This window comes from Xanthobacter flavus (assembly GCF_017875275.1).
GTDB classification, from domain to species: Bacteria; Pseudomonadota; Alphaproteobacteria; order Rhizobiales; family Xanthobacteraceae; genus Xanthobacter; species Xanthobacter flavus_A.
In genome coordinates, this window is record NZ_JAGGML010000001.1 from 246,776 (window position 1) to 273,047 (window position 26,272).

Genomic DNA, 26,272 nt, shown 5'->3' on the forward strand with positions numbered 1-26,272 from the left:
GTTCCGATCAGCGTGCGAAACGGTGGGGCTCGACAACGCCGGGCAGGGCGTGGCGCTTGGCCGGCAGCACGCAGCCGCGCGGATCGGAGGTGGAGGTGACGGCGCCACGGGCGACCCAGGCCTGCAGGTCCTCGATGGCATAGACGACGCGTCCGCCGAGCTTGCGATAGCCGGGTCCGGTTCCGTAGGTGCGGTGCTTCTCGAGCGTGCGGGGCGAGAGGCTGAGGAAGACGGCGGCTTCCTTGGTGCGCAAGTAGCGTGGCGGCAGCGGGACAGCGTCGGGTCGCATGGATCGAACCTCCGTGGGCGATCTCGGGCCGCTGGTCATCAGCGGCGGATGGCGATCACGGTGGCGAAGGGCAGCCGTCGAGGGGGATGGGGAAGTTGAGGGGGGCGAAAATCCCCACCCTCAGGATGCCGACGATGCGGCTATGGTCTTCTGCGATGACGCAGGAGCCTGAGATAGCCGCCGCCGATCATGGCGAGGCCGCCTTTGACGAGGCCGATGACCTTGTCGCGCAGCGCCGAGGTTTTCCAGGGCTCGGATGCCACGCGCTTGTGGCTGTAAAGGAAGATGGCGATGTCGCGATAGCTGGCGCCGTTCGCCCGACCATCGGCCGCCAGCATCATGGTGCGCAGCCGGCCACGCTGCTGCGCGGTGATGCGGGTGTCGGGGATCGCCGGCCGACCCTCGACAGCACGCCAGAAGCGGGTCAGCGCTTCCATCCGCCCTATCGTGTCCGCATCCAGCGGAACCAATGCCGCCAGCGGCGCATCGGGGCGAGTCCCAGCTAGCAGCAGCACCTGCGCGGCGTGGCGTGCCGGACCATGGACCCAGTATCGTCCCTCGGTGCTATCGCGCGGCGCAACCATGCCATCGAACGACATGCTGGGCGCGCCCGGAAGAAACGCGGGCTGCTGGGCCAGAAGCACGATGGCCGGATCGACAACCGGCGACCACGGGACGTTCTGTTCCACAGCGGAGAGAGATGGCCGCGCGGCGAAATCGCAGCCCCCAGCGCTGCTCCACCTCCCGGGGGAGCGGGTCGGCGTCTGAGCCGGCCTCTACGAGGGAGTGGTAGTGGTCCTGGTAGGTCTCGTCTCGGCGTAGGCATTCCCAGGCGAGGCCCTCCACCGATAGCGTGTCGAAATAGACGTAGCTGGCATCCTCTCGCCAGCGCGATGTATCGGGCTTCATCACTCGTCTCCGCATCAAGGGTGCGTGTCGAGTGAGGACAATCAGGGATTGAGGGTATTGGGGGAAGCCGGCTGGGGAGCATCGCGTGATGCGGCCGCGGCATCACCCCTGCGAACGGGCCGCAACGTCAGACAGCACGGCTGAGGAGGTCCTTGTAGCCGCTGGAGGCCACCCATCGGGCCCGGGCCAGATGGCTGTCATGGACATGACGGGCGCGTTCGGGCTCCCGAGCCGCGTCGATGCCGAACAGCACCGAGGCGATCTCCTCCCAGCCGGCGCCATCCGCCGTGGCGTCCAAAAGGCGCGCATAGAGCTTGATGTGCGCCCGGTCGTAGTCGGTGAGCTCGGGAGCGATTGGGACGGTGTCTGCAAACGCGTCGGTCACCATGTCTTCCTGCTGCCCTTCCCGATATCAGGTTCTTTCCCCAACCCTACACGCCTTTCAATGACGCCGCTGCTGCGCCAGTTTTTGTCGAGAATACTCCGTGGTCAAATACTCATCAAGGCGATGCTCTCTCGATCATGGAGATCAGAGAGGTGTTCGCCCGGAATTTGAGGGCTGCAAGGCGCGCCAAAGGCCTGTCGCAGGAAGAGCTCGCCCACCGCGCCGGGATCGATCGCACCTACATCAGTTCGTTGGAGCGCTGCGTGTATCACGCCAGCATTGACGTCTTGGACCGGCTGGCCTCTGCCCTCGATCTCGATGCTGCTGAACTGCTGAAGAGACCCGCGGCTGAATCGCCTGCCGATCTGGAAGATCCGGAAGTGTGAAGCACCCTCGATCGAGCTGATCCACCTGGGTGTGGAAGCCCCGGCCGGAACCGGCCGGGGCCTTGTGCGGCTCACTCGCCGCGGCGCCCGCTCGGGCGAGACCAGATCAGCGAGAAGGTGTCGCTATCCTCGTCGTCGAAGAGGTTGGCGTAGATCGGGGCGTTGAAGCTCGGATCGTCGAGCTTGAGGCCCAGATAGTCGCGGCCTTTGCCGGAGCGCTTGGACCAGGCGGCGCCGATCTCGATCTTATGTGGAGCTCCACATAACGTCGATTATGCGGAGAGCGGGATTATGCGGAGCGCTGGCCTGTGAGGTCTGTGTTGCCGCCGGTTTCGGCGGGGGTTCTGCTCCGCATAATTGCGAGGGTGGAAGGCGGGCGCCCCGCGGGAAGCGGAGCGCCCGTGGCCGGTCATCGCGACCAGATGAGCTTGTGCTCGCCCTTGTCGCCCTGGACCAGGGAGGCGTAGACCGGCGCCGTGAAGGACGGATCGTCGAGCTTGAGCGAGAGGTATTCGGTGCCCGTCTCGCGGGCGGTCCGGCTCCAGCCGGCGCCGAACTCGACGCCGTTGGCGGTGACGCGATAGTCGGGCGCCTTGTCGGTGTCGCGGTCGCAGGGCTTGATGGTGGCCTTGACGTTGAGGGTGAGGGTCTTGATCGTCCCGGCATAGGCGCCGTTCTCGTCGCGGGTGAAGGTGCCGATCTGAGCCATTGTCATATCTCCTGAGAGTTGCCCGAAGCCGCCCGATGAGGCCTCGATGGCGGTCGAGAGGCGACGGACCGGACGGCTGCACCCCTTGTGGGCCGCAGCGGCAGCGGAGGACGGTGGCAGCCGAGCTTGTTGTCCCGCGAGGAATGACCGCTTGCGGTCAGGGGAAGAAGGTCGGCGGAGCCGTTGCAGGCCAAGGCCGAACCGGCGCCAGACCAGCCCGGAAGAGAGGCCGCCTGGGGGCTTCGCCGCATGATCGGCAGAGATCGACGCAGGCGGTCGGCACCTCATCAGCACGTCGGCGACGCCAGCGCGTCATCCTCCCGCGGTCACCGACGCCAGCCTCCGAGCCAACGACACATGCCCCGCCCGATACGGCACAGACCGTGGCCGCGTTCGGACCGGCCATCCTGCTCCTGGCCCGACTGGGCCTCAGGGCCAGCGAAGTCGCCAACCTCGACTTCGATGAGATCGACTGGGTGACAGGCCGCATAACCCTTGCTGGCAAGGCGCGGCGTGAGGAGCGCCTGCCGCTGACCCAGGAGATCGGGGACGCCATCCTCGCCTATATCGAGCGGGCGCGGCCACGGATCGCGACGACGCGGGTGTTCCTGACGGACACGGCGCCTGTCCGCCAGCTGAGCCGGATCGCCGTGAAGTGCATCGTGCGCCGCGCCCTCGACCGGGCCGGCGTCAAAAGTGTCCATCGCGGCGCCCACGTTCTGCGCCACTCCGCCGCGACGTCCATGCTGCGCAGCGGCCGAGACCTGCTCATCGCTGCGTGGTCGGAGCGTCTCGCCACATCAGCTCCGGCACAGCTGCGCGGTCGTCATGCTGCAGGCCACCCACGACATCCGGAAGGTTGCCCTGTGGCTTGGTCATGCCGACATCCGCACGACGGAGGCCTATCTCCGCATGGACCCCTCTGAAAAGCTGGAAGCGATCGAGGCGGTCATCCCGCCGGAGCTCAGGCGCGGCCGGTTCAAGGCACCGGATGCGCTGATCGCTTCCTTGCTCTCGGACCTGGAGGCACCGGCCGGATCGGAACGGGTCCGCACCTGAAGCGGCTCTCTCGCCCAATCGCCCCGGTCCTGCACCGGCATCGTGTTCGACACGGTCTGTGCCGTATCGGGCGGGGCATGTGTCGTTGGCTCGGAGGCTGGCGTCGGTGACCGCGGGAGGATGACGCGCTGGCGTCGCCGACGTGCTGATGAGGTGCCGACCGCCTGCGTCGATCTCTGCCGATCATGCGGCGAAGCCCCCAGGCGGCCTCTCTTCCGGGCTGGTCTGGCGCCGGTTCGGCCTTGGCCTGCAACGGCTCCGCCGACCTTCTTCCCCTGACCGCAAGCGGTCATTCCTCGCGGGACAACAAGCTCGGCTGCCACCGTCCTCCGCTGCCGCTGCGGCCCACAAGGGGTGCAGCCGTCCGGTCCGTCGCCTCTCGACCGCCATCGAGGCCTCATCGGGCGGCTTCGGGCAACTCTCAGGAGATATGACAATGGCTCAGATCGGCACCTTCACCCGCGACGAGAACGGCGCCTATGCCGGGACGATCAAGACCCTCACCCTCAACGTCAAGGCCACCATCAAGCCCTGCGACCGCGACACCGACAAGGCGCCCGACTATCGCGTCACCGCCAACGGCGTCGAGTTCGGCGCCGGCTGGAGCCGGACCGCCCGCGAGACGGGCACCGAATACCTCTCGCTCAAGCTCGACGATCCGTCCTTCACGGCGCCGGTCTACGCCTCCCTGGTCCAGGGCGACAAGGGCGAGCACAAGCTCATCTGGTCGCGATGACCGGCCACGGGCGCTCCGCTTCCCGCGGGGCGCCCGCCTTCCACCCTCGCAATTATGCGGAGCAGAACCCCCGCCGACCGAGCCCGACAGATTGACCTATACGATCAGTGCCGTATCGATCGGCGTCTTCTTGCCCGAATCCTGCGCCGCTGCACGATCCGCCGCGACCAGAGCCAAGCCGAAGGCAGAAAATCGAAGCAAGGAAGATCTCTCTGGAACCGAGATGCTATCATCCATTTGCGCGGAATAGTCCGCGCATTCAACGTGATAATGCGGCGACGCGCCCTTTCCAGTAAGCCTAAATAAATCCAGGCGCCGGGAGCGACCCATGAGGATGCAATGCGCCCGAAACCGTGTCAGAGCGAACCGATCACGCTCTTGAGCTTCGCCTGGACGTGTTCGGCCGCCTGCTTGAGCCGCGGATTGTCGATCGCTTGCATTGAGGCGACGGGATCGATCGCCGCCACTTCGGTGTTGCCGTCCCCCTTGTCCTGCACGATGACGTTGCACGGCAGCATCGTGCCTACCTTGTCCTCAATCTCAAGCGCCTCGTGGGCAAGCGCCGGGTTGCAGGCGCCGAGAATGCGGTAGGGACGGAAATCGACATTGATCTTCTTCTTGAGAGTGTCCCTGACGTCGATCTCGGTGATGATGCCGAAACCCTCGCGCTTGAGCGCCTCAGTCGTCAGCCGCACGGCGTCATCGAAGCCGAGCGCAAGCGTTTTGGCGAAATAATAGCTCATGGTTCACTCCCAAGGCGTTCTTGCAAGACGCGAATATAGGAAAGTTCAACGCAGGCCGGAGAGATATTCGGCCACGGCCCTCTTATCGGCTTCGCTCAGCGCCGCCGCGATACGGCCCATCATTGTCGACGACGGACGCGCGCCACTCGCGAAGCGATCCAATTGATCGACGATATATGCCGCATGCTGTCCATTCAGATAGGGAGCGTCGGCCATCATGCCCATCATCGGCATCCGCTCCATCATGCCGCCTCCCATCATGCCCGTCACGGGCATGCCGCGTTGGCCGGACGCACGGTGACACATGGCGCAAGCGGGCATTCCCGCGAAGAAGATGCGCTCTCCAATCGCCGCCAAGCGTTGGTCCTTGACCGCGTCCGCCTTGCGCGACTGCTTGCCATAAAAGCTCGACGCATTCGCCATGTCGGCGTCGCCGAGGTCTGCCGCGATTGGCGCCATGATGTCCGACCTGCGAGTCCCATTCCTGAAGGCCCAGAGTTGGCGATAAAGGTAAGCCGGACTTTGACCCGCCAGTTTCGGAAATTGCGATTCGCTGCTATTGCAATCCGCGCCGTGGCACTCGGCGCATTTGGCATCGGCCACATGGCTTCCTAGCGCCGGGTCGCCTGCGCGCGCGCCATCCGATTGTCCCCGTGAGGCTCCCGTCATGGCGAGTAAACCTGCTCCAGCGATGAGAATGATCGCACCCGCTAATGAGATCGCCATCTTGCTCATTGTCATGGCTCCGCGACGTCACCCGGTCCGGATCAGGCGCTGAGGTCGCGCTTTTCCTGGAGGTATTCGTCGCGCTGGATTTCTCCCTTCGCGCAGTACTCACCGAGAATGTCGAGGCCTCGCGAAAGGCTTCGATCGTTACCGATCCGCACGGCGCCTCCAAAGAAGGAGAGGACAAGCGCAACGATCCCAACTGTCAGAAGCACCAGCAACAAAAAGGAGAGGATGCCGTCGGCATCCATCCCCAGCTATGTCTATCAGCCCGAGGGCCGTTCCACCACATCGGGGTCATTGCGCAGATTGCCAAAAGCCCGTCCGCCCCGATGTCCGCGGCCGGTTCCGCAAGTTCCCGTATTTGGCCCTGCCGCCGAGCGAAAGGAACGATTTATATAGGGTACCCCCCTATATTATAAACCCGTGATGGCACACACGATCAAGCACAAGACCAAGCTTCTCGCCCGCATCCGCCGAATCAAGGGGCAGGCCGAAGCCGTGGAGCGCGCGCTGGAAGCCGAGATCGGCTGCACCGACGTGTTGATGCTGGTCGCCTCCATGCGCGGCGCCATCAACGGACTGACGGCGGAGCTGATGGAGGACCACATCCGCCATCACGTGGTGAACCCGGACGCCGAGCCGGACCCCGAGCGTGCCAAAGGCGCCGCCGACCTGATCGAGGTCGTCCGCACCTACCTCAAGTGATCTGAGAGCAAGATGACTGCGTTTACAGACCTGCTCCAGCAGGGGGCCGCGCACGCCTGGCTGTTCATCCCCTCGGCCATCCTGCTCGGTGCCCTGCACGGGCTTGAGCCGGGCCATTCCAAGACGATGATGGCCGCCTTCATCATCGCCATCCGCGGCACGCTCACCCAGGCCGTCCTGCTGGGCCTCGCCGCAACGGCCTCGCACACGGCGGTGGTCTGGCTCATTGCCCTCGGGGGGCTGTATTTCGGGCAGCAATGGGGTGGCGAGGCCAGCGAACCCTATTTTCAGCTCGCTTCAGCCGTGGCGATCATCACCATCGCCGCCTGGATGGCCTGGCGGACGTGGCGCGAGCAGAGCGACGCGCATCACCACCATGAGGACAAGACCCGTCTCCTCTCGACCGCAGAAGGGGAACTGGCGCTCGACATCTTCGAGGATGGCGTGCCGCCGCGGTGGCGCATCTCCAGCCCCGGCGGGCGCATGCTTCCTGACGCCGAGCGCGTCTTTCTCGAAACCCTGCGGCCCGGCGGCGGCCGTCAGGTCTTCCCGTTCGTGCACCGGGGTGAATTCCTCGAGAGCACGCACGATATTCCCGAGCCCCATGCCTTTTCAGTGGAGCTTCGCATGCGCCTCGCCGACGGCGGGGAGGAGGTCCATGCCCTCGTGTTCGAGGAGCATGACCATGCCCACATGAATCTCGGCGACGAGGACGACGCCCACGCCCGCGCCCACGCCGCCGATATCCGCAATCGCTTTGCCGGCCGCCCGGTGACCACCTGGCAGATCATCGTCTTCGGACTGACGGGCGGGTTGATCCCGTGCCCGGCGGCGATCACCGTGCTGCTGATCTGCATGCAGCTGAAGGTCTTCAGCCTCGGCTTCGTGCTGGTCCTGTGCTTCAGCATCGGCCTGGCGCTCACGCTGGTGTCGGCCGGCGTGCTCGCGGCCCTCAGCGTCCGGCACGTCTCGCAACGTTGGTCGGGCTTCAGCGCCTTCGCCCGGCGCGCGCCCTATGCCTCGGCCGCGCTGATCCTGATGGTCGGCCTCTACACCGGCTGGCTCGGCTGGCATGGTCTTTCACGGGAGCACGCTCCGTCGGCCGGCATCAGCGCGGGCGCGGTGCAAGGCGATTTCTTGCCTGCGCCAACTTCGTATGGCGAAGCACGCCGGCTGGGATAAAAGGGCTTGTCCGCAGAGCAGCCGTCGCGCCCGCAGGACGGCCTCGCAGGAGTGCGTCACCCCGTGTCTCCCGAATGCCATATCCTGATCGTCGATGATGATGCCGAGATCCGACGCCTCGCCGGCAAGTTCCTGCGCGAGCACGGGCACAAGGTCACCGCGGCACAGGATGCGCGCGAGATGCGCGAGGCAATGAAGGCGGGGGCGGTGGATCTCATCATCCTCGACATCATGCTGCCCGGCACGAGCGGGCTCGACCTATGCCGGGACATCCGCCGCACGTCGGACGTGCCCATCATCATGCTCACCGCGCGCGGCAGCGACGTGGACCGGATCGTGGGGCTGGAGCTCGGTGCGGACGACTATCTGTCGAAGCCCTTCAATCCGCGCGAGCTGCTCGCGCGCATCCATGCGGTGCTGCGGCGCATGCGGCCTTCGGGCGACGCCACGGCTTCCGGGGGCACCCTGCTCGCCTTTTCCGGCTGGACCCTCGACACCCGCCGGCGCGAGCTGACCAATCCCGAAGCCGTGGTGGTGGATCTGTCGACTGGCGAATATGACCTGCTCCTGACCTTCCTCGAACATCCCCAAAGGGTGCTGACGCGCGACCAGCTGATGGACGCTGCCAAGAACCGCACCGCCACAGGCTTCGACCGCGCCATCGACATCCAGGTCAGCCGGCTGCGCAAGAAGCTTGAGTCCCATGGCGGACCGGAGATGGTGAAGACCGTGCGCGGCGCCGGCTATTTCTTCGTCCCGGAGGTGGAACGCTCGTGATCCGCGCCCTGATCCGCGCATCGGACAGCCTCGCCGTCCGCACCGCCGTGGTGGCGGTGCTGGGCATCGTCGTCGTGCATGTGCTGAGCCTGTGGACCTACGAGCACGCCATGGAGCGCGAGCGCCATGCGGCCCATGCCATCCGCCTCGCCGACCAGATCGTCGCGCTGCGCCGGTCGCTGGCAGCAGCGCCGCCGGAAAGCCGCGAGGATGTGGCCCATGACTTGTCCGGCGGCGCCATCGACGCGCACTGGAGCCGGGAAGCCATGGCCGCACCCGGCCCCCATGCCGCGGAGGGATGGCAGCGCCTCGCCGACGACGTGCGCACGCTGGCGCCTGACCTCGGACCGCAGGATGTGCTGGTGGGCGCGGGCACCGATCCGCACCTCAGCCTGGTCGCCGTGCGCCTTCCGGACGGCAGCTGGCTGAACGCCCGCCTGTTCGCCTCCATGCCGCAGGCGGCCGGGACGCACGGATCGGTGCTCTCCACGACCCTCATGGCGACGGGCGTGCTGCTGCTGTCGCTCGCCATCGCCGCCTGGCTGACGCGGCCGCTCAGGGCCATGGCGCGGACCGTCGCGGCCCTGCCTCCGGACGCCCCTCTGGTGCGGCTCCCGGAGACCGGCCCGACGGAGGTGCGGGAGCTGGCCCACGCCTTCAACGGCATGCAGGCTCGCATCGCGGAGCTGATGGAGCGGCGCACCCAGGCCCTCGCCGCCGTCTCCCACGATCTGCGCACGCCCATGACACGCCTGCGCTTCCGCATGGAGGACGTGGGCGACCCCGCCCTGCGCGAGGCCATGGCGGCGGACGTGGCGGAGATGGAGCAGATGGTGGACGCCACCCTGTCCTACCTGCGCGGCGAGGCCAGCGAGGAGCCGGTACGCCCGCTCGACCTCGTGGCGCTGGTGGAGACGCTGGTGGACAATGCCCGCGACCGGGGCCTTGCCGCCGATCTTGCAGCCCCGCCGCGCCTGGTGGTGGCAGGCCGCCTCGTCAGCCTGAAGCGGATGGTGTCGAACCTGCTGGAGAACGCGCTTCTCTATGGCGGCGCCGCGCATGTCGTGCTCGCGGAGGAGGGCGCCGAGGCGGTGCTGACGGTGAAGGACGAAGGCCCAGGCATTCCGCAGGACCAGTTCGCCGCCGTGCTCGAACCCTTCGTCCGGCTCGACACCTCGCGCAGCCGGTCCACCGGCGGGGTGGGGCTCGGCCTTCCCATCGCCCGTGCGGTGGCCGAGGCCCATGGCGGCACGCTGACCCTCGCCAACGGCGCCGGCGGCGGCCTCGTCGCGACAGTGCGCCTGCCCAAGCTCCAGACTGAAACAAACTGATACAGAAGCGATACGCGGCGTGACAGCCCGTGCGCTATCTGGCTCCCGTACCGGATTGAGGATCGGACGGGTTGAAGGATGGTGCGTCATTTCATGCGGAGAGTTGGCCTTGGGTCGTGGGCCCTTCTCGCCGGCCTGGTGCTGGCGACGGGCGCGATGGCGCACGAAGGCCACGACCACGGCGCGCCTGCCGCGCCTCAGGTAACGTCTCTCGCCCCCCGTGCCGAGGCCGCCTCCGCCGATTTCGAGCTGGTGGCAGTGCTGCGCGACGGCATCCTCGCCATCCACCTCGACCGCTTCACCGACAACGCGCCGGTGGACCGCGCGACCATCGAAATGGACACGCCCGAAGGCGCGCAGACCGCAAAGCCCGAGGAGCCCGGCACCTATGTGGTTGCCGCTCCGTTCGCCGCGAAGCCGGGCACGCACGACCTCGCTTTCACGGTCACGGCCGGCGGCACGGTGGACGTGCTCGCAACCACTCTCACGGTGCCTGCGGCTTCGGTGACGGCCGACCCCAGAGCCACTGCGCCGGCGGCGCTGGCGCTGCTGGGCGGATCGCAATTGGGCTTGGGTGCCGGCGTCGTTATCGGCTTTCTCGCGGCCGTGCTCTTGATGTCGCTGCGGCGGCGCACGGCGGCACTCGTTCTCGCTGCCGGTCTGGGGCTTGCCTCCGCCGCGCTCCCGCCGGATGCGCAGGCCGCGGATACGCCGAAGCCTTCCGCACGCGATGCGGCCCAGCGCCTGCCCGACGGCTCGGTGATCGTGCCGAAGCCCAGCCAGCGCATCCTCGGCGTGCGCACCATCGTCACGGCTTCCGCCAGCCATGCCCGCGCGGTGGAACTGCCGGGGCGGGTGGTGCCGGATGCCAATGCCAGCGGGCTCGTGCAGACGGCGGTGGGTGGGCGGCTGGCACCGCCGCAGGGCGGCTTCAAGCCGCTCGGCACCAAGGTCGCGGCGGGCGACATCCTCGCGTTCGTGCACCCGCCCATCGGCGCCTCGGACCTCAAGGACCTGGAGCAGCAGGGCTTTGAGCTGGACCAGCAGATCGCCATCGTGAAGCGCCGCTATGAGCGCCTGTCGGCTATCCAGAACGCGGTCACCCGCCGCGAGGTGGAGGAGACGGAGATTGAGCTGAAGGGTCTACAGACTCGCCGCGCCACGCTGGAGCGGGTGCAGCGCGAGCCGGAGGCGCTGCGCGCGCCCGTTGCCGGCATCATCGCCACCTCGGACGCGGTGGCGGGACAGATGGCGGACCCGAACACTGTGGTGTTCCGCATCATCGATCCGGATCGGCTGTGGGTGGAGGCGCTGGGTTTCTCGCCGGACATGGGCCGCTCCGGGGCTTCCGGGCGATTGCCCGATGGCCGCTCCGTCGCGCTCACCTTTCTGGGCGCGGGGATGTCCGACCGCAGCCAGGCCGTTCCGCTGCAGTTTTCCGTCACCGCGGGTGCCGAGGGGCTGCGTCCAGGCCAGTTTCTCACGGTCCTCGCGGAGGCCGGCGCCCCGCGCATGGGCATCGCCATCCCCCGCACGGCGGTGGTGCGCGGGGCGAACGGTCAGGCCATCGTCTATGAACATGTCGCAGCCGAGCGCTTCGTTGCGCGCGAGGTAAAGACGGAGCCCCTCGATGCCGGCCGCGTGCTGGTGGTGGCCGGCCTGCCGCCCGATCGCCGCGTGGTTACCGAGGGCGCCGAACTCATCGACCAGATCCGCTGAGGCCGGCCGATGTTCAGCTTCCTCGTCACCCAGTCCCTCAAAAACCGCCTGCTGGTGCTGGCGCTGTCCCTCGTGCTGGTGGTCACCGGCGCCTTTGCGGTCACCCGCCTGCCGGTGGATGTGCTGCCCGACCTCAACCGGCCCACCGTCACCATCATGACCGAGGCGGAGGGCCTTGCCCCGGCCGAGGTGGAACAGCTTGTCACCTTCCCGTTGGAGACGGCGATGAACGGCCTGCCGGGCCTCATCCGCCTGCGTTCGGTCTCGGGGGTGGGGCTCTCCGTCCTCTATGTGGAGTTCGATTTCGGCACCGACATCTTCCGCGACCGCCAGCAGATCGCCGAGCGCATCGCTTTGGTGCGGGACCGGCTGCCGGCGAACGTTGCCCCGCAGATGGGGCCCATCAGCTCCATCATGGGGCAGATCCTGATGTTCGCGGTGACGAGCGACACTGCGTCCCCCATGGCGGTGCGCGAGGCGGCGGACTTCATCATCCGCCCGCGCCTGCTCGCCATTCCCGGCATCGCGCAGGTCATCCCCATGGGCGGGGAAGTGCGGCAGTTCCGCGTTTCGCCGGACCCTGCGGCCATGCGCGCCCATGGCATCTCCCTCGATGCGCTGGAAAAGGCGGTGGCGCAGTTCGGCACCAATTCGGGCGGTGGCTTTGCTGACCATGGCGGGCGCGAGTTCCTGATCCGCAACATCGGCCGCACCCTCAGCCTCGACGACCTGAAGGGGCTGGTGCTGCCCCGCCCCGCCGGCGGCACCGTCTTCCTGCACCAGGTGGCGCAGGTGGATTACGCGGCCCGCATGAAGCGGGGCGATGCCGGCTACATGGGCCGGCCGGCGGTGATCGTCTCGGTGGAGAAGCAGCCGGAGGTGGACACGATCGCCCTCACCCGCGCGGTGGAGGACGCGGTCAACGACCTGAACCGCACGCTGCCCAACGGCATCCGCATTTCGCCGCCGGTGTTCCGGCAGGCCGACTTCATCGCCGCCTCCATCGGCAACGTGGAAAAGGTGCTGATGGAGGCCATGGCGGTGGTGGCCGTGGTGCTGTTCCTTTTCCTCGTCAACTGGCGCACCACCTTCATCTCGCTCACCGCTATACCCGTGTCGATCCTCGCCACGGCCATCGTGTTCCACGCCTTCGGCCTCTCCATCAACACCATGACGCTGGGCGGCCTCGCCATCGCCATCGGCGAGCTGGTGGATGACGCGGTGGTGGACGTGGAGAACATCTTCCGCCGCCTGCGCGAGAATGCCGCCGCCGCGGCGCCGCGGCCGGTATTCGACGTGGTGGTGGCGGCGAGCCGGGAGGTGCGCTCCGGCATCGTCTACGCCACGCTCATCATCGTGCTGGTGTTCGTGCCCTTGTTCGCGCTGCCGGGCATCGAGGGGCGACTGTTCGCGCCGCTGGGGCAGGCCTATATCGTCTCGATCCTCGCGAGCCTTGTCACCTCCGTCACGCTCACGCCGGTGCTCGCCTTTTACCTGCTCCCCGCACTCAGCCGCCATGTGGAGCGGGAGAGCGTGCTGGTGCGGGGTCTGAAGCGCGGATACGCCGGCCTGCTCGCCGCCGCCTTCCGCCACCAGCGCCTCGTGATGTGCGCAGCCGCGCTTCTCTTCCTCGCGGCGGTGGCGGCCGCCGTGGGCCTGCCGCGCGCCTTCCTGCCGCCGTTCAACGAGGGCTCGCTCACCATCTCCATGTCCTTCCGGCCGGGCCTTTCCCTCGCCGAGAGCCATCGCATGGGCCTTGTCGCCGAAAAGCTCATCCTGGACGTGCCGGAGGTGAAGGCGGTGGGTCGGCGCACCGGCCGGGCCGAGCTCGACGAACACGCCGAGGGCGTCCATGCCTCCGAGATCGAGGTGGATCTAGGACCCTCCGCCCGCAGCCGCGCCGAGATCACCGCCGACATCCGCGACCGCCTCGCGGTGCTGCCGGCCGCCTTCAACCTGGGCCAGCCCATCTCCCACCGGCTGGACCACATGCTCTCCGGCGTGCGGGCCGAGATCGCCCTGAAGCTGTTCGGCGACGACCTCGATACCCTGCGAACTACGGCGGAAGACCTGCGGGGGCGCCTCGCCGGCATTCCCGGCCTTGCGGACCTGCAGGTGGAGCGGCAGGTGCGCGTGCCGGAAGTGACGGTGCGCGTGGATTATGGCCGCGCCGCCCTCTACGGCCTCCAGCCCGCGCAGGTGACGGACGCGCTGGAGCGGCTTTCCAACGGCCGCGTGGTCTCCCGCCTCGTGGACGGCGCGCGGCGCTTCGACGTGGTGGTCCGCCTGCCCGATGCGGCGCGCACCACGGAGGGACTTTCGGGCCTGCTGATCGAGACGCCCTCTGGCTGGGTGCCGCTCTCGCAGGTCGCCGAGGTGACGGAGACGGACGGGCCGAACCAGATCCTGCGCGAGGGCGGGCGCCGGCGCATCGTCGTGCTGGCCAACACCTCCGGCGGGCGCGACGTGGCGGTGGTGGTGGCCGACATGCGTGAAGTGATCGCGGCGACCGCACTGCCGGCCGGCATCTCCGCGAGCCTTGAGGGCACCTTCGCCGCGCAGGAGCAATCCATGCGCACCATCGGCGGCCTGTCCGCAGTGTCGGCGCTACTCGTTTTCGCGCTCCTCTACAGCCGCTACCGCTCGGCGCTGTTCGCCGCCATCATCATGGGGAGCGTGCCGCTGGCGCTCATCGGCGCGGTGGTGGCGCTGTGGATCGCCGGGCAGCCCCTGTCGGTGGCGAGCATGATCGGCTTCGTGACGCTCACCGGCATCGCCGCGCGCAACGGCATCCTGAAGATCAGTCACATCATCAATCTCGCCATCGCCGAGGGCATGGCGTTCGGCCCCGCTCTGGTGATGCGCGGCAGCCTGGAGCGGCTGACGCCGGTGCTGATGACCGCCGCGTCCGCCGGCATCGCTTTGCTGCCGCTCATGAGCGGGGCCGAGGTTCCGGGCAAGGAGATCCTCCACCCCGTCGCCATCACCATTTTCGGCGGCCTGGTCAGTGCCACGCTGCTCGACGCCGTTCTCACCCCCGTCCTCGTCCTGCGCCATGGCCGACGCCCGCTGGAGCGGCTGGTGGCAGCGGCGTGGGAGACCGCCCCCTCCACCGCCGCCGCCCGCGCGGACGCCTTCTGACCGGAGCCTGTCATGATCTTTCGCCGCCTTTTGCCGGCCGTCCTCAGTCTCCCGCTGGTCGCCTTGCCCGTCCTGGCCCACGAGCCCGGCGCGGGGGCGAACGGCGGGGTGCGGGTGGATGCCGGCCATTACCACGCGGAGCTGGTGGCCGACGGCACGCCCAATGTCGCGCTTTATCTGAGCGACGGCGCCGACAAGCCGGTGGCGGCCGAGGGCTTCAAGGCCAACGCCATCCTCGTGGTGGACGGCAAGGCCCAGCGCTTTCCCCTCTCGCCCGCCGGCGGCAACCGGCTCGCCGGGACGGCGGCGGTTGCCATCCCAAAGGGCGTGAAGGGCGTGGTCCAGATCTCCGCGCCCGACGGCGCCTCCGCTCAGGCCAAATATTGAAGACCGCCCGAAACCCCTTCGCTTCGCCTCGTCTGCCCGGCGACGAGCCAAAGAGGCCGATCATGACCCGACCCGTGTTCCAATCCGCCCTCTCCCGCCGCGCCGTCCTGACCGGTGGCGCGGCGCTCGGCGCCCTCGCCTTCTCCAGCGGCTGGCAGCGCGCCCTTGCGGCTCCGCTTCTCACGGTGGAAAGCCTCACCCTCGACGTGAACGGCAAGGCGGCGAAGGTGTTCGCCGTTAAGGGCCCTTCCGGCGAGGGCCTCTTCGCCAAGGAGGGAGACCGGCTCACCGGCGCGGTGCTCAACGCCTCGCAGAGCCCTGCGGTGATGCACTGGCACGGCCAGATCTTCGCCCCGCCGGACCAGGACCTCGCCCGTCCCAATGGCGGCGAACTTGCCCCCGGGGGCATCGATCAGGTGGATTTCCGCCTTACCCCGGGCACCCACTGGATGCACTCCCACACCTTGAGCGAGCAGCAATTGCTCGCCGCGCCCCTCGTCACCCGGGAGGCGGACGCGGGCGATGTCCAGGACGTGGTGGTGATGCTGCACGACTTCTCCTTCCGCAGCCCGGAGGAGATCCTGGCCGAACTCGGCGGAGCGAACGCACACGGCGGCCACGGTGGTCACGGCATGGGCCAGCAGATGCAAGGCATGCCGGGAATGGCGATGCCGGGAATGGACCACTCCGGCCACGGCATGGGGGGAATGGGTGCCGGGCCGGGCGCTGGAATGGGCGCCGCGATGCAGGGGGGAGGTATGCAAGGCGGCGGCATGATGGTGCACGCCAACGATGTTGCCTACGACGCCTTCCTTGCCAACCGCCGCACCCTCGCCGATCCCGAGGTGGTGCAGGTGGAGAAGGGCGGTCGGGTGCGGCTCCGCATCATCAATGGCGGCACCGCCACCGCCTTCTTCATAACCGTGCCGGGCCTGAAGGCGACCTGCATCGCGGTCGATGGCACGCCTTGCGCCCCGCTGGTGGCGGATGCCTTTCCGCTCGCCCAGGGACAGCGCATCGACCTCCTCGTGGAGATCCCGGCAGGGGGCGGTGCCTTTCCGGTGCTGGCGCAGGTGGAGGCCTCGCCCCGTCGCACCGGCTTCGTGCTGGCGACGGCCGGTGCTGCCATCGCCCGCCTCGGGGAGACGGCCGACAGACCGCAGGGGCTTCTCGACCTCGCCTTCGAGGGGCGGCTTTCCGCCTTAAATCCTCTCCCGGCGCGGCGGGCGGACAAGGTCTTCCCCATCATGCTGGGCGAGGAGCCGGGCTATCGCTGGACCATCAACGGCCGCATCCACGGGGAGGACGTGCCCTTCAGCGTGCAGCAGGGCGAGCGGGTGGAGATGACCTTCCTGAACCCCACCGGCATGAGCCATCCCATGCACCTGCACGGCCACCATTTCCAGGTGGTGGGCATCGGCGGGCGCCGCTTTGCAGGCGCCCTGCGCGACACGGTGATGGTGCCGCCGCACACGCCCGTGACCATCGCCTTCGATGCCGGGCAGAGGGGCGAGTGGTTCCTGCACTGCCACCACCTCTATCACATGGCCACCGGGATGATGGCGGTGGTGAAGGTGGCTTGACGATCGAGGTGGACAGGAAGCAGCAGGAAGCCTGGCGGGAGGCTGCAGGTCCGCGCCCCGCCATCCCGAGGACCGTCTGGGCCCTCGGCTTCGTCAGCATGTTCATGGAAATCTCGTCCGAGATGATCCACGCGCTGCTGCCGCTCTTCCTCGCCGGCACCCTCGGTGCGAGCGTCGCCATGATGGGCATGATCGAGGGCGTGGGGGAATCCAGCGCGCAGATCGCGAAGGTCTTCTCGGGCTATTTGTCGGACCACTTCGGTCGGCGCAAGCCGCTGATCCTGCTCGGCTACGGGTTCGGCGCCGCATCCAAGCCGTTCTTTGCCCTGGCCGGCGCTCCGGCGATGGTGTTCGCCGCGCGCTTCGCCGACCGCGTCGGCAAGGGCATCCGGGGCGCGCCCTGCGATGCGCTTGCGGCCGACGTCACCCCGCCCGAGATCCGCGGACGCGCCTATGGCCTGCGCCAGGCCCTCGACACGGTGGGCGCCTTCGTCGGGCCGCTGCTTGCCGTCGCGCTGATGGCGCTGTTCGCCGACGACATGCGGGCCGTCTTCTGGGTCGCCCTCGTTCCCGGCGCTCTTGCCGTGCTCTGCGTCGTCCTCGGCGTCGAGGACAGGTCCGTGGGCACGGTTGGAACAGGCCGGCCTCCACCGGTGCGGATCGCGGATCTCAGGCGCCTCGAACGTCCCTTCCTTGTCGTCGTGGCCATCGGTGTCGTCTTCACGCTCGCGCGCTTCAGCGAGGCCTTCCTCGTCCTGAATGCCTACGACGAGGGACTGCCGCTGGCGCTCGCTCCGTTCGTGCTCGTCGCGATGAATGTCGTCTATTCCCTCGGCGCCTAACCCGCCGGCGCCTGGTCGGATCAGGCGCCGCCGGAGCGGCTTTTGCTCAGCGGCCTTGCCGTGCTGGTGGCGGCCGACCTCTCCCTCGCCTTCGTCCCGGGCCTGTGGGGGGCGTTCCTCGGCATCGGCTTGTGGGGCGCGCTCATGGCGCTCACCCAGGGCCTTCTCGCCAAGCTCGTGGCCCAGAACGCCCCGGCGGCGCTGCGCGGATCAGCCTTCGGCCTGTTCAACCTCGCCACTGGCCTCGCGACGCTGGCGGCGAGCCTTGCCGCCGGGCTGCTGTGGGACATCAGTGGCGCCCGGGCGACGTTCATCGTCGGCGCCGTCTTCGCCCTCCTCGCATCCGCGCTCGTGATCACCTTCGATCCCAGCCGGAAGTCCTGAGGCGGTCCCGCCGACCATCGTCGCGGGAGGCGCGCTGGTCCTGTCCGACAGGGGGCGGTGGACAGGCTTGGCCTGCCCACCCCTTTCGTCCCCGGGACGCACTCTCATCGGCCGAGATACTTGAGGAGCGCCGCGATCCCGAGGACGACCAGGACCAGGATCAGGAGGCCGAACAGCCACATCCCCCACATGCCGGAGCCCATCATTCCGTCGAAATTCAGCATGGTTCCCTCCCTGGAGCCGGATCCGTCTCTGCAGTCCAAGAACGAGGACGCCTTAGCCAAGCGGCGTGCGCCGCAGGCGCAGGGCATTGGCGATGACGCTGACCGATGACAGCGCCATGGCCGCGGCGGCGATGATGGGCGACAGCAGAAGCCCGAACAGGGGATAGAGCACGCCCGCCGCCACCGGTATGCCGGCCGCATTGTAGATGAAAGCGAAGAACAGGTTCTGGCGGATGTTGCTCATGGTGGCGTGGCTCAGCTGCCGGGCGCGGGCGATGCCCTGGAGATCGCCCTTCAGCAGCGTCACGCCGGCGCTCTCGATGGCGACGTCCGTCCCGGTACCCATGGCGACGCCGACGTCCGCCGCGGCGAGGGCGGGCGCATCGTTCACGCCGTCGCCGGCCATGGCGACGATCCGCCCTTCCTGGCGCAGCCGCGTCACCACCTGCGCCTTGTTCTCCGGCAGCACCTCTGCTTCCACCTCGTCGATGCCCAGGCGCCGGGCCACCGCCTCGGCGGTCGTCCGATTGTCGCCGGTGAGCATGACGACGCGGACCCCGGCGGCCCGGAGCGCCGCCAAGGCCACGGGGGTGGTCGCCTTGACCGGGTCGGCGATGGCGATGAGGCCGCCGATGCGCCCGTCCATTGCAACGAAGATCACGGTGGCACCATCGGCGCGTAGCGCCTCGGCCTCGGCCGACAGGGGGGAGAGGTCCACGCCTTCCTCGCCCATGATGCGGTGGCTGCCGATGACGAGCTTTTGGCCGTCCACCGTGCCAGTCACGCCCTTGCCCACCGGGCTGTCGAAATCCTGGGCCTCGCCGAGAGGCAGGGCGCGCTCCTCCGCCGCGGCGACGATGGCCGCCGCGAGCGGGTGCTCGCTCGCCCGCTCGAGCGTCGCCGCAAGCCGCAGGAGCGCGTCCTCTTCCAAGGCGCCGGCCGTCTTCAGCGCGACCACCTTCGGCTTGCCTTCCGTCAGGGTGCCGGTCTTGTCCACCACCAGCGTGTCCACCTTCTCGAACCGCTCCAGCGCCTCGGCATTCTTGATGAGCACGCCCATGGATGCGCCGCGACCGACGCCCACCATGATGGACATGGGCGTCGCCAGCCCGAGCGCACAGGGGCAGGCGATGATGAGCACCGCCACGGCGGCGATCAGCCCGTGGGCGAAGCGCGGCTCCGGCCCAAAGATGCCCCACGCCGCAAAGGCAAGGACCGCGATGGCGATCACCACCGGCACGAACCAGCCGGATACCTCGTCGGCGAGGCGCTGGATCGGCGCGCGCGAGCGTTGCGCCTCGGCCACCATGTGGACGATCTGCGCCAGCATGGTGTCCCGCCCCACCTTGCCGGCGCGCATGACGAAGCCGCCGCTCTGGTTGAGCGTGCCGCCGATGACCTTCGCGCCGACGTCCTTGGTGACTGGCATGGATTCGCCGGTGATCATGGATTCGTCCACCGAGGAGCGGCCCTCGACCAGCTTGCCATCCACCGGCACCTTCTCGCCTGGCCGCACGCGCAGGCGGTCGCCCACCACGACCGCCTCCAGCGCCACGTCCTCGTCGCTGCCGTCGTCACGCACGCGCCGGGCGCTCTTGGGGGCGAGGTCGAGCAAGGCGCGGATGGCGCCGCCGGTCTGCTCGCGGGCGCGCAGCTCCAGCACCTGGCCGAGCAGGACCAGCACTGTGATGACGGCAGCGGCCTCGAAATAGATGGCAACCGATCCGTCGGCGGCGCGGAAGGTCGCGGGGAAGATCTGCGGCGCGAAGGTCGCCACCACGCTGTAGGCCCACGCCACGCCCGTGCCCATGGCGATCAGCGTGAACATGTTGAGGCGGCGGGTGACCAGCGACTGCCAGGCGCGGGTGAAGAACGGCCATCCCGCCCACAGCACCACCGGTGTTGCCAACACGAGCTGGGTCCAGTTGGACGCTTGCGCGCCGAGCAGCATGTGGAGATTGGTGAGGTGCCCGCCCATCTCCAGGGCCAGCACCGGCAGCGCCAGCGCAAGGCCGATCCAGAAGCGGCGCGTCATGTCCACGAGCTCGGCGCTGGGACCGGTTTTGCCTGTCGCCACCTCGGGCTCCAGCGTCATGCCGCAGATGGGGCAGTTGCCCGGTCCCAGCTGACGGATCTGCGGGTGCATGGGGCAGGTGTAGATCACGCCTTGAGGCTGACCCTTCGCTGCGGGCGGCGTTTCCGCCGCACCGGCGGTATAGGCAGAAGGGTTTGCGTCGAATTTGTCGTGGCATTTTGCCGAGCAGAAGAAATAGCTCTTGCCGCCGTAGTCCGACCGGAACCCGGCGGTGGCCGGGTTCACCTCCATGCCGCAGACGGGATCCTTGACCATTTCCGTGGGCGCGATCCCGGCGCCTTCGGGCGGGTGAACTGCATGGTCGTGGTGGTGATGGTGGCCGGCGTGCGTGTCGTGCTCAGTCATGAGGGCGGTCTCCGGAGCGAGGGGCTGTCGCGGATGAAATTCCGATACGGGGAAAAAGGCGGGGACGCGGCTGGCATAATCATCCCACGTCGGCCCGAACTCAGTGCGGGCTGCGGCTTCTTCCTGCCGTGCGAGCCGCACATAGACCGAGACGAGAATGGGGAACATGGCGAGCGTGACCAGCGTCGGCCATTGCAGCAGGAAGCCGAACATGATGACGACGAAAGCGGCGTACTGGGGATGCCGCACGCGGGAATAGGGACCTTCGGTCGCGAGGCGGTGATCGCGCTGGGCCGCATAAAGCACGTTCCAGCTCGCGACGAGCAGCCAGAAGCCGCCGAAGATCAGAATATTGCTGAAGATGTGGAACGGCCCGAAATGGGGGTTCACGCGCCATCCGAACAGGGTCTCCAGCAGATGGCCGGCGTCGTGGGACCAGAAATCGACACCGGGAAACTGCCGGCCGAGCCATCCCGACAGGAGATAGATGGTCAGCGGAAAGCCGTACATCTCGGTGAACAGGGCAAGGATGAAGGCCGAGAACGCCCCGAGCGTGCGCCAGTCCCGCGGTGTCTGCAGCCGGGTGAAGCTTGCCGCAAACAGGATGAAGACCGCCGAGTTGATGATCACGAGGCCCCACAGGCCATAAGCGGAGGTCTCGGTCATCGGTTGCCCCCATCGGGACCCGGCGGCCGTTCGCCTGGCTGGTGTCCCGCATGATGGCCGTGGCCGTGATGCATGAACATGTGCATCAGCGGGCAGGCGAGCAGCAGGAGGAAGGGCAGATACCCCAGCGCATGGACGCGGTGCTCCGAGAACAAAAGAAAGGCCACCGCGAGAAGAAAGCCGATGGCGACGATGCCGCCGGGCGAGCGCCAGAAGCTTCGGTGCGGGGCGCGCGTGCCGGTGTCATTGCCGGGCCGCGGCATATGGCCGGTGTCGTCATGCAAGGACATTTGGTCCTCCTCCACCTGAGCGAAGCAGGCCGGCTGCGATCGCCGACCCGCCAGCGAGGTTCGACGCTCACATGGGGCCCATTCCACCCGGCATCATGAGCTGGTCCGCCGTGCGCTTCTGCGCTTCGTCGAACGACGCGTAGAGCGGCCCGAGCGCGGCCTTGAGGCGGCGCACCGCTTCGAGGCGGGCGACGAGCATGCGCTCGTGACCGTCGATCCGCTGCGGCAGGGTCGGCGCCGAGCCGCCCTGCGCGGCCATCATCATCTCCTGCATGTCACCCATCATGGCGCGATTGGCCTTGAGCGCTTCCGTGAATGCGCTCCACAGGGGCTGCTGCGCCTCAGTGATCTTCAGTTCGGCCTTCAGGAAGGCGATGCGCCCTGCGATGCGGTCGGGGTCCATCATCTGGCTCATCCCCATGCCGGCCCCTGCGTTTCCGCCGCCCATCATGCCCATGCCACCCTGGCCCATCATCCCCATCATGCCCGGCCCCATCATGCCTTGAGGGCCACCTGGCGTCGGCGTGGCCTGAGATGGCTGCGGTGCCGGCGCGGCAGCCTGGGGCGCAGCAGGCTGGGCCTCCGGCGGATGGTGCGCGTCCTCGGCGAAGCCCGGCGTCGAGAGCAGCAGCGCGCCGGCGAGCATCAGATTGCGAAACGTCGTCATAGTCAGTTCTCTCCTATCGCTGCGGTCCGGCTGATGCCGGCCGCCTGGAAATCCAAACCGCTCCGTGTATCCTGTGGCCCTGTGCCCTCACTCCTGTGCTGTGGGTCCGCACCGGCTGGGTGGGCACTGCCCACGCCGTCATAGAGACTGTCGAAGAGGCGCTCCCACAGGGCGTCCCGCAGGCGCCGGCCCTGCTCGATCCCCTCGGCGACGCGCGAGACGACGTGCTCCTCCTCGACCTTGAAGGGGTTGTCCGCTGCGGCCGGATGCCGGTCGGCGGCGACCTGCTCCGCGAGCCATCGGACATCGCGCATCCAGGGCATAAAGCCTTCCGACAACAGGTAGCGGCTGGTGCGCATTGGGTGCAGCGTCTCAAGCATCGCCGCCGACCAGGGCGTCGTCAGCGCCCGTACCCAGGGGCTGACGAACGTGCGGTAGAAGGCTTCGTTGCGCTCCGACAGGTCGCGCACGCGCTCGAAGGCAGGGTCCTGCCGGGCGAAGCGGATGTCGGACACCTCGCGCGCCTCGAAGCGGACCTGATAGGCGCCCTCACGGCAATCGGGATCGCCGGACGGATTGTCGATCTTCATCTCGTAGAGGCCGGGCGGGAGCGTCTCGATCCGCGGCAGGCTCTCGAGGATGGCCCGATGCTCCAGCCGCGCAACCTTTGCGGAAACGAAGATGCCGAGGTGACCCACATGGCGGTTGATGAGATAGACGATGCGCTGGCCCGCCGCCTTGAGATCTTCCGTATCCTGGTACACGATCGGTAACCAGCCGAGCGCCTGATGGGGCGGCGTGATGTTGTCGCCATAGGATGCGAAGATCACGAGCGGGTTGCGGATGCGCCTGAGATCCGCATGGCACCCTTCGCAGATCCGGACGCGGCCCTGCTCCAGCCTGTTGCCGACGAAGAAGTTCTCCACGATGGCGAGGATCTCCTCGCGGCTCAGGAAGTAATAGCCGCCCCACCAGCGCTCGAAGGCGAGGAACCGCTCCCGCTCAGTATCCATGTGGGCATAGAGGTTCGCGTACTTCTCCCATACCGCCTCGGGCTTCAGCCCCTCGAAGTTCTGCACCAGAAAGGCGCCGTCGAAGCGTCCGTCCCCGAGGTCGGCGAGAAGGTGTGTCAACCACGCCCCGCCCTCGAAGCCGGCGGCGATGCGCATGGGGTTGATGCCGGTCTCGCCGGCCCAGTAGGACAGAGGGGTCCCGTTCAGCACGGCCGGTCCGGCCAGCCCCGCGCAGTTCGCGGCGAGCAGCGTCACCGCCCAGCCGGCCTGGCAGTTCCCATAGAGCACAGGCGCGGCGCCGGAATGTCGCCATGACACCTCCTCGACGAACCGCCGCAGCACGTGAAGCACGTCGGCGAGCGTCTGCCCCGCGGCGGGCTCTGGATAGAAGGTGACGAAATAGACGGGGTGCCCCTGGTGCAGGGCGATGCCGACCTCGGAGTCCTGCTTGAAGCCACCGATGCCGGGGCCGTGGCCGGCGCGCGGGTCGAGGATCACCACGGGCGGCTTGGCCGCGTCCAGACAATCTTCCAGGCACTCGTCCCCCACGCGGGTCACGCGCAGGAGGGCATAGTTTGCCGGACGCTCGAGCCGGCGGGCATCGAGCAGGACCTCATAGTCGAAGTCGAGCAGAGCCGGCTTACCGGCGCGCTCGTGCGCCAGCATGTTGTCGGCCCGCTGGCGCAGCGTGTCCCAGAACAGGATCCAGCGCTCGGCCACGTCCCTGCCATAGGACAAGAAATCGCGAGCGAACGTTCCGGGATCGCTGGAGAAGGCGCTCCCTTGGGCATTTCGGGTTTGCCGCGGGGTTCCGGTGCCAGTCGGTCCGGATTGTCCAAGCGCAGCCGTGCCGGCCATAGGCTCGGCAAGCGTGTCGCGACCATACATGGAAAGGTCCTCGTTTCGCCATCGGCACGAGGCCGACGCTGATTTCGGGGGCATCTTGCGGCACGTCGACGCGCCGGCGCCCTCAACGGGCGCTGCTTCGCGCGTCCGCCTCACGCCTGAAATGCGTTGAGACCGGTATCAGCTCTGGAAACGCGGGGGATCGAGGCCGGGCAAGACCGCCAAGCCGTCCGCGGCCTGGTTGGCGAGATCAAAGGGCTCTCGAACAAAGGTCAGATCCAGAACGTGCAGGCTCGCGCCGTCGGCCACGGGCACATAGACACTGCAGGAGACGCTGCAGCACTTTCCGTGTTCAGCGGGTTGGGTCGGCTCGTCCGGATGATGATCTGCGGGATCAAGCGAGGCGATCTGGTACGGATGATCCGCCGCAGCTGCGTATGCCGAATCCTCGTCATGGCACGGCGCGGAATAGGCGCTCGCGATGGGTCCGAACAGCATGGCCATTGCCACCAGGATCGCTGGCAGCACCTTCACCCACCCCGCTGCCGACCTGAGCCTGATCATATGCCTCATCGCCTCACCGGCGAACTATGCCTCATCATAGGTGCGCATGAAAGGACCGCCTTGAGCAGGATCAACGCGGGCGCCGACGAGGTCACCTGTTGCACGTGCTGTTCGGCGAGATCATCACGCTGAACACGCTGGGACTGGGCCTGGAGGTGCCGATGTTGGCGTCGATCCGGCCAGCGTCCCTGATCCTCACCCTTGCCGCGCTCAACGCCGTGTTCCGCTTCCACCTCGGCGTGATGACGATTTTGGCAGGCTGTTCAGTGCTCGGACTGCTCTATGGGCTTGCGGGCGGTATCGGGTGAGCCATGAATAATGGCTCTGTTCGACTTGGCGCGTCGACGGACGGATGCCGAACGGGGATGATGGCGGCCTCCGCAACCTCACAGAAGACCGGCCCGATCCTCTTCGGCTTCACGTCCCCCGTTCCGGGCCGGCTCCGTGCACTTCCGCCGCGACGGGTAGGACCAGATAAGATAGCTCCCATCATGCGCTGGTCCGCGACCGACCACGTGGCGTCGTCTCGTCTCAAGTAATCGCGATCGACCGCCGCTTGGGCCTCTGCCACAATCCGGACGGCGCCACCGATCCGCATCCTCGGACAGCATGGATGGCAAGGCTCTTTCGGCTCCGGCCCTGCCGAATGACATGGAGCGTGCTCAGATCTGCGCAAGGTCCCAACTGGACGCGCTGGCCGCGACCCGCAACAGCGTCGTGACGCCGATGGCAATAGCGCCGATGATCGAGAAGACGATCTGCCACGTCTCGGACGGCATGGCGAGCTTCGCGATGCCATGCGTGGCGTGATAGCCGACGATGACGGCCGGGATGACGAAGGCGAGCGCAAAGAGGAGCCGCGCCCACATCGGACGAACGACCGCGAACAGAACCTGGCCGATGCCGAGCGTGATGCCCCCGGCGATCAGGCCAACGACGATCGCACCGAGCCAGCCCGCGCCGGTTTGGTGTGCCCAAGTGCCGGCGCTGACAGCGGCGAAGAACGGCAGCGCGAAGACCGCGAGCGTAAACAGCAGCCAGCAGAATAACGCGATGGCGGCGAGACCAAGCAGGATGCCGAGGAAAATCATGGTGGTATCTCCATAAGGAAAGCTCTGACGGTTGCGCCTTCCACCACCACCACCGCGGCGCGATCACCAGCATAGCAAGGGAAAAAGCCGCCGGAATCCCTGCAATGGGGATGCTCGGGACTTCCGCGCTCCCTCCGCTATCTGGCGAAGGGATCAATCTCCCAGACGATCTGGGAGGCATCGCCGTCGAATTCGTCGGCCGGCACGACCGAGAGGCTGCCGTCGCCGGCGCGAAAGATCACGATGACGACCATCAGGGTCTTGGCAAGGCTGAGGGCGAAGGCCTGCGCATCGGTAGAGGACATGGGGTCCGGCTCCTGCTCGAAGCGGAGGACCATCCCCCGCTGACAGGCGCCCGATTGGTCCGGCCGATGGCCGCAATCACCGCGACGGCGAAGCGGAGCGGCGGCACGCGGTGCGTAGCCGACCCCTTGCGGGTTGATGGCGTCAGGCCCTCGGCCGGACCAAGGATCAG

27 protein-coding genes and 4 pseudogenes are annotated in these 26,272 nt (G+C 67.8%); 14 read left to right on the forward strand and 17 right to left on the reverse strand.

From position 1 onward, the window contains the following. Positions 1 to 7: 7 nt before the first annotated feature. The 4 genes from J2126_RS01205 to J2126_RS01215 form a co-directional block, all read right to left on the reverse strand. Positions 8 to 289, reverse strand: coding sequence for a helix-turn-helix transcriptional regulator (locus tag J2126_RS01205; protein ID WP_149578527.1), 282 nt, complete (start codon positions 287 to 289; stop codon positions 8 to 10). 140 nt (positions 290 to 429) lie between these two features. After that, on the reverse strand, positions 430 to 888 hold the full coding sequence (locus J2126_RS01210) for a DUF2285 domain-containing protein (protein WP_245327173.1): 459 nt from the start codon (positions 886 to 888) through the stop codon (positions 430 to 432). Further along, entirely contained in the window at positions 854 to 1,213 is a 360-nt protein-coding gene (locus J2126_RS25160) for a transcriptional regulator domain-containing protein (protein ID WP_348634206.1), read from the reverse strand. Before J2126_RS25160 ends, J2126_RS01210 begins: the two co-directional genes overlap by 35 nt. Before the next feature lie 112 nt (positions 1,214 to 1,325). Next, positions 1,326 to 1,586 (reverse strand): DNA -binding domain-containing protein, encoded by a 261-nt coding sequence (locus J2126_RS01215; protein ID WP_209483281.1) that lies wholly within the window; start codon positions 1,584 to 1,586, stop codon positions 1,326 to 1,328. A gap of 134 nt (positions 1,587 to 1,720) precedes the next feature. On the opposite strand from J2126_RS01215, the gene J2126_RS01220 reads away from it, so the two are divergent. Beyond that, positions 1,721 to 1,969: a helix-turn-helix domain-containing protein gene (locus J2126_RS01220; RefSeq protein WP_209483283.1), complete on the forward strand. Its 249-nt coding sequence runs from the start codon at positions 1,721 to 1,723 to the stop codon at positions 1,967 to 1,969. A 71-nt stretch (positions 1,970 to 2,040) separates the two neighbouring features. Here J2126_RS01220 and J2126_RS01225 read toward each other — a convergent pair. Both J2126_RS01225 and J2126_RS01230 read right to left on the reverse strand, forming a co-directional pair. Next, positions 2,041 to 2,217, reverse strand: a pseudogene (locus J2126_RS01225) (DUF736 domain-containing protein); the annotation flags it as partial. A 161-nt stretch (positions 2,218 to 2,378) separates the two neighbouring features. Further along, the gene (locus tag J2126_RS01230) at positions 2,379 to 2,678 is read right to left on the reverse strand and encodes a DUF736 domain-containing protein (protein ID WP_149578558.1); all 300 of its coding nucleotides are present in this window, start codon (positions 2,676 to 2,678) and stop codon (positions 2,379 to 2,381) included. A gap of 143 nt (positions 2,679 to 2,821) precedes the next feature. On the opposite strand from J2126_RS01230, the pseudogene J2126_RS25895 reads away from it, so the two are divergent. From J2126_RS25895 to J2126_RS01245, 3 genes and pseudogenes are all read left to right on the forward strand, one after another. Further along, a pseudogene (locus J2126_RS25895) lies at positions 2,822 to 3,319 on the forward strand (tyrosine-type recombinase/integrase); the annotation flags it as partial. Between the two features lie 55 nt (positions 3,320 to 3,374). Beyond that, positions 3,375 to 3,737 (forward strand): tyrosine-type recombinase/integrase, encoded by a 363-nt coding sequence (locus J2126_RS25900; RefSeq protein ID WP_408068511.1) that lies wholly within the window; start codon positions 3,375 to 3,377, stop codon positions 3,735 to 3,737. A gap of 436 nt (positions 3,738 to 4,173) precedes the next feature. Further along, the gene (locus tag J2126_RS01245; protein WP_149578558.1) at positions 4,174 to 4,473 is read left to right on the forward strand and encodes a DUF736 domain-containing protein; all 300 of its coding nucleotides are present in this window, start codon (positions 4,174 to 4,176) and stop codon (positions 4,471 to 4,473) included. Between the two features lie 356 nt (positions 4,474 to 4,829). On the opposite strand, the gene J2126_RS01250 is transcribed toward J2126_RS01245, so the two are convergent. The 3 genes from J2126_RS01250 to J2126_RS01260 are packed head-to-tail and all read right to left on the reverse strand — an operon-like array spanning position 4,830 to position 6,193. Continuing rightward, positions 4,830 to 5,216, reverse strand: coding sequence for a DUF302 domain-containing protein (locus tag J2126_RS01250; RefSeq protein WP_149578546.1), 387 nt, complete (start codon positions 5,214 to 5,216; stop codon positions 4,830 to 4,832). Between the two features lie 45 nt (positions 5,217 to 5,261). Continuing rightward, entirely contained in the window at positions 5,262 to 5,951 is a 690-nt protein-coding gene (locus tag J2126_RS01255) for a c-type cytochrome (RefSeq protein WP_245327175.1), read from the reverse strand. Between the two features lie 32 nt (positions 5,952 to 5,983). Next, positions 5,984 to 6,193: an SHOCT domain-containing protein gene (locus J2126_RS01260; RefSeq protein WP_149578544.1), complete on the reverse strand. Its 210-nt coding sequence runs from the start codon at positions 6,191 to 6,193 to the stop codon at positions 5,984 to 5,986. Positions 6,194 to 6,371: 178 nt separating this feature from the next. On the opposite strand from J2126_RS01260, the gene J2126_RS01265 reads away from it, so the two are divergent. From J2126_RS01265 to J2126_RS01305, 9 genes and pseudogenes are all read left to right on the forward strand, one after another. Beyond that, positions 6,372 to 6,650, forward strand: coding sequence for a metal/formaldehyde-sensitive transcriptional repressor (locus J2126_RS01265; protein ID WP_138399103.1), 279 nt, complete (start codon positions 6,372 to 6,374; stop codon positions 6,648 to 6,650). A 12-nt stretch (positions 6,651 to 6,662) separates the two neighbouring features. Next, positions 6,663 to 7,832, forward strand: a complete 1,170-nt coding sequence (locus tag J2126_RS01270) for a nickel/cobalt efflux transporter (RefSeq protein WP_149578543.1) — start codon at positions 6,663 to 6,665, stop codon at positions 7,830 to 7,832. Between the two features lie 63 nt (positions 7,833 to 7,895). After that, a complete protein-coding gene (locus tag J2126_RS01275) occupies positions 7,896 to 8,609 on the forward strand; it encodes a response regulator (RefSeq protein ID WP_149578547.1) in 714 nt (237 codons plus the stop codon). Beyond that, positions 8,606 to 9,940 (forward strand): ATP-binding protein, encoded by a 1,335-nt coding sequence (locus J2126_RS25705; protein ID WP_209483288.1) that lies wholly within the window; start codon positions 8,606 to 8,608, stop codon positions 9,938 to 9,940. The genes J2126_RS01275 and J2126_RS25705 overlap by 4 nt, the downstream gene beginning before the upstream one ends. Positions 9,941 to 10,033: 93 nt before the next feature. Continuing rightward, positions 10,034 to 11,659 carry an efflux RND transporter periplasmic adaptor subunit gene (locus tag J2126_RS01285; protein ID WP_238513388.1) on the forward strand — a complete coding sequence of 542 codons (1,626 nt, stop codon included), beginning with the start codon at positions 10,034 to 10,036 and terminating at the stop codon, positions 11,657 to 11,659. Between the two features lie 9 nt (positions 11,660 to 11,668). Continuing rightward, positions 11,669 to 14,800, forward strand: a complete 3,132-nt coding sequence (locus J2126_RS01290) for an efflux RND transporter permease subunit (protein ID WP_209483290.1) — start codon at positions 11,669 to 11,671, stop codon at positions 14,798 to 14,800. 12 nt (positions 14,801 to 14,812) lie between these two features. Continuing rightward, positions 14,813 to 15,187, forward strand: a complete 375-nt coding sequence (locus tag J2126_RS01295; RefSeq protein WP_149577254.1) for a hypothetical protein — start codon at positions 14,813 to 14,815, stop codon at positions 15,185 to 15,187. Positions 15,188 to 15,249: 62 nt separating this feature from the next. After that, positions 15,250 to 16,770, forward strand: coding sequence for a multicopper oxidase family protein (locus J2126_RS01300; RefSeq protein WP_149577255.1), 1,521 nt, complete (start codon positions 15,250 to 15,252; stop codon positions 16,768 to 16,770). 98 nt (positions 16,771 to 16,868) lie between these two features. Further along, positions 16,869 to 17,996: pseudogene (locus J2126_RS01305) on the forward strand (MFS transporter). 276 nt (positions 17,997 to 18,272) lie between these two features. On the opposite strand, the gene J2126_RS01310 reads toward J2126_RS01305, so the two are convergent. The 6 genes and pseudogenes from J2126_RS01310 to J2126_RS01330 all read right to left on the reverse strand — a co-directional run bounded on the left by J2126_RS01310 (position 18,273) and on the right by J2126_RS01330 (position 24,676). Next, entirely contained in the window at positions 18,273 to 20,660 is a 2,388-nt protein-coding gene (locus J2126_RS01310) for a heavy metal translocating P-type ATPase (protein ID WP_232847551.1), read from the reverse strand. Between the two features lie 153 nt (positions 20,661 to 20,813). Further along, positions 20,814 to 21,326, reverse strand: a pseudogene (locus tag J2126_RS25175) (methyltransferase family protein); the annotation flags it as partial. After that, positions 21,323 to 21,616 (reverse strand): DUF2933 domain-containing protein, encoded by a 294-nt coding sequence (locus J2126_RS01315; protein ID WP_188079545.1) that lies wholly within the window; start codon positions 21,614 to 21,616, stop codon positions 21,323 to 21,325. The pseudogene J2126_RS25175 and the gene J2126_RS01315, both read right to left, overlap by 4 nt. Positions 21,617 to 21,683: 67 nt before the next feature. Continuing rightward, positions 21,684 to 22,283: a Spy/CpxP family protein refolding chaperone gene (locus tag J2126_RS01320; RefSeq protein ID WP_149577257.1), complete on the reverse strand. Its 600-nt coding sequence runs from the start codon at positions 22,281 to 22,283 to the stop codon at positions 21,684 to 21,686. 2 nt (positions 22,284 to 22,285) lie between these two features. Next, positions 22,286 to 24,184 (reverse strand): DUF3141 domain-containing protein, encoded by a 1,899-nt coding sequence (locus tag J2126_RS01325; RefSeq protein WP_149577258.1) that lies wholly within the window; start codon positions 24,182 to 24,184, stop codon positions 22,286 to 22,288. Positions 24,185 to 24,322: 138 nt separating this feature from the next. Further along, the gene (locus tag J2126_RS01330) at positions 24,323 to 24,676 is read right to left on the reverse strand and encodes a hypothetical protein (protein ID WP_232847539.1); all 354 of its coding nucleotides are present in this window, start codon (positions 24,674 to 24,676) and stop codon (positions 24,323 to 24,325) included. A gap of 128 nt (positions 24,677 to 24,804) precedes the next feature. Between J2126_RS01330 and J2126_RS01335 the strand changes: the two genes are divergently transcribed. Beyond that, entirely contained in the window at positions 24,805 to 25,014 is a 210-nt protein-coding gene (locus J2126_RS01335; protein WP_012116555.1) for a hypothetical protein, read from the forward strand. A 354-nt stretch (positions 25,015 to 25,368) separates the two neighbouring features. Here the strand turns inward: J2126_RS01335 and J2126_RS01340 are convergent, their stop codons facing one another. Together J2126_RS01340 and J2126_RS01345 are read right to left on the reverse strand one after the other, a co-directional pair. Next, positions 25,369 to 25,797, reverse strand: coding sequence for a hypothetical protein (locus J2126_RS01340; RefSeq protein WP_012116554.1), 429 nt, complete (start codon positions 25,795 to 25,797; stop codon positions 25,369 to 25,371). Positions 25,798 to 25,934: 137 nt separating this feature from the next. Then, entirely contained in the window at positions 25,935 to 26,102 is a 168-nt protein-coding gene (locus tag J2126_RS01345) for a hypothetical protein (RefSeq protein WP_188079546.1), read from the reverse strand. Positions 26,103 to 26,272: the final 170 nt, after the last annotated feature.

Excerpts from the sequence above, each read along its gene's own strand:
- J2126_RS01205 (WP_149578527.1), bottom strand. The coding sequence starts at position 289 with ATGCGACCCGACGCTGTCCCGCTGCCGCCACGCTACTTGCGCACCAAG.
- J2126_RS01210 (WP_245327173.1), bottom strand. The coding sequence starts at position 888 with ATGTCGTTCGATGGCATGGTTGCGCCGCGCGATAGCACCGAGGGACGA.
- J2126_RS25160 (WP_348634206.1), bottom strand. The coding sequence starts at position 1,213 with ATGCGGAGACGAGTGATGAAGCCCGATACATCGCGCTGGCGAGAGGAT.
- J2126_RS01215 (WP_209483281.1), bottom strand. The coding sequence starts at position 1,586 with ATGGTGACCGACGCGTTTGCAGACACCGTCCCAATCGCTCCCGAGCTC.
- J2126_RS01220 (WP_209483283.1), top strand. The coding sequence starts at position 1,721 with ATGGAGATCAGAGAGGTGTTCGCCCGGAATTTGAGGGCTGCAAGGCGC.
- J2126_RS01230 (WP_149578558.1), bottom strand. The coding sequence starts at position 2,678 with ATGGCTCAGATCGGCACCTTCACCCGCGACGAGAACGGCGCCTATGCC.
- J2126_RS01245 (WP_149578558.1), top strand. The coding sequence starts at position 4,174 with ATGGCTCAGATCGGCACCTTCACCCGCGACGAGAACGGCGCCTATGCC.
- J2126_RS01250 (WP_149578546.1), bottom strand. The coding sequence starts at position 5,216 with ATGAGCTATTATTTCGCCAAAACGCTTGCGCTCGGCTTCGATGACGCC.
- J2126_RS01255 (WP_245327175.1), bottom strand. The coding sequence starts at position 5,951 with ATGAGCAAGATGGCGATCTCATTAGCGGGTGCGATCATTCTCATCGCT.
- J2126_RS01260 (WP_149578544.1), bottom strand. The coding sequence starts at position 6,193 with ATGGATGCCGACGGCATCCTCTCCTTTTTGTTGCTGGTGCTTCTGACA.
- J2126_RS01265 (WP_138399103.1), top strand. The coding sequence starts at position 6,372 with ATGGCACACACGATCAAGCACAAGACCAAGCTTCTCGCCCGCATCCGC.
- J2126_RS01270 (WP_149578543.1), top strand. The coding sequence starts at position 6,663 with ATGACTGCGTTTACAGACCTGCTCCAGCAGGGGGCCGCGCACGCCTGG.
- J2126_RS01285 (WP_238513388.1), top strand. The coding sequence starts at position 10,034 with ATGCGGAGAGTTGGCCTTGGGTCGTGGGCCCTTCTCGCCGGCCTGGTG.
- J2126_RS01290 (WP_209483290.1), top strand. The coding sequence starts at position 11,669 with ATGTTCAGCTTCCTCGTCACCCAGTCCCTCAAAAACCGCCTGCTGGTG.
- J2126_RS01295 (WP_149577254.1), top strand. The coding sequence starts at position 14,813 with ATGATCTTTCGCCGCCTTTTGCCGGCCGTCCTCAGTCTCCCGCTGGTC.
- J2126_RS01300 (WP_149577255.1), top strand. The coding sequence starts at position 15,250 with ATGACCCGACCCGTGTTCCAATCCGCCCTCTCCCGCCGCGCCGTCCTG.
- J2126_RS01310 (WP_232847551.1), bottom strand. The coding sequence starts at position 20,660 with ATGACTGAGCACGACACGCACGCCGGCCACCATCACCACCACGACCAT.
- J2126_RS01315 (WP_188079545.1), bottom strand. The coding sequence starts at position 21,616 with ATGTCCTTGCATGACGACACCGGCCATATGCCGCGGCCCGGCAATGAC.
- J2126_RS01320 (WP_149577257.1), bottom strand. The coding sequence starts at position 22,283 with ATGACGACGTTTCGCAATCTGATGCTCGCCGGCGCGCTGCTGCTCTCG.
- J2126_RS01325 (WP_149577258.1), bottom strand. The coding sequence starts at position 24,184 with ATGTATGGTCGCGACACGCTTGCCGAGCCTATGGCCGGCACGGCTGCG.
- J2126_RS01340 (WP_012116554.1), bottom strand. The coding sequence starts at position 25,797 with ATGATTTTCCTCGGCATCCTGCTTGGTCTCGCCGCCATCGCGTTATTC.
- J2126_RS01345 (WP_188079546.1), bottom strand. The coding sequence starts at position 26,102 with ATGTCCTCTACCGATGCGCAGGCCTTCGCCCTCAGCCTTGCCAAGACC.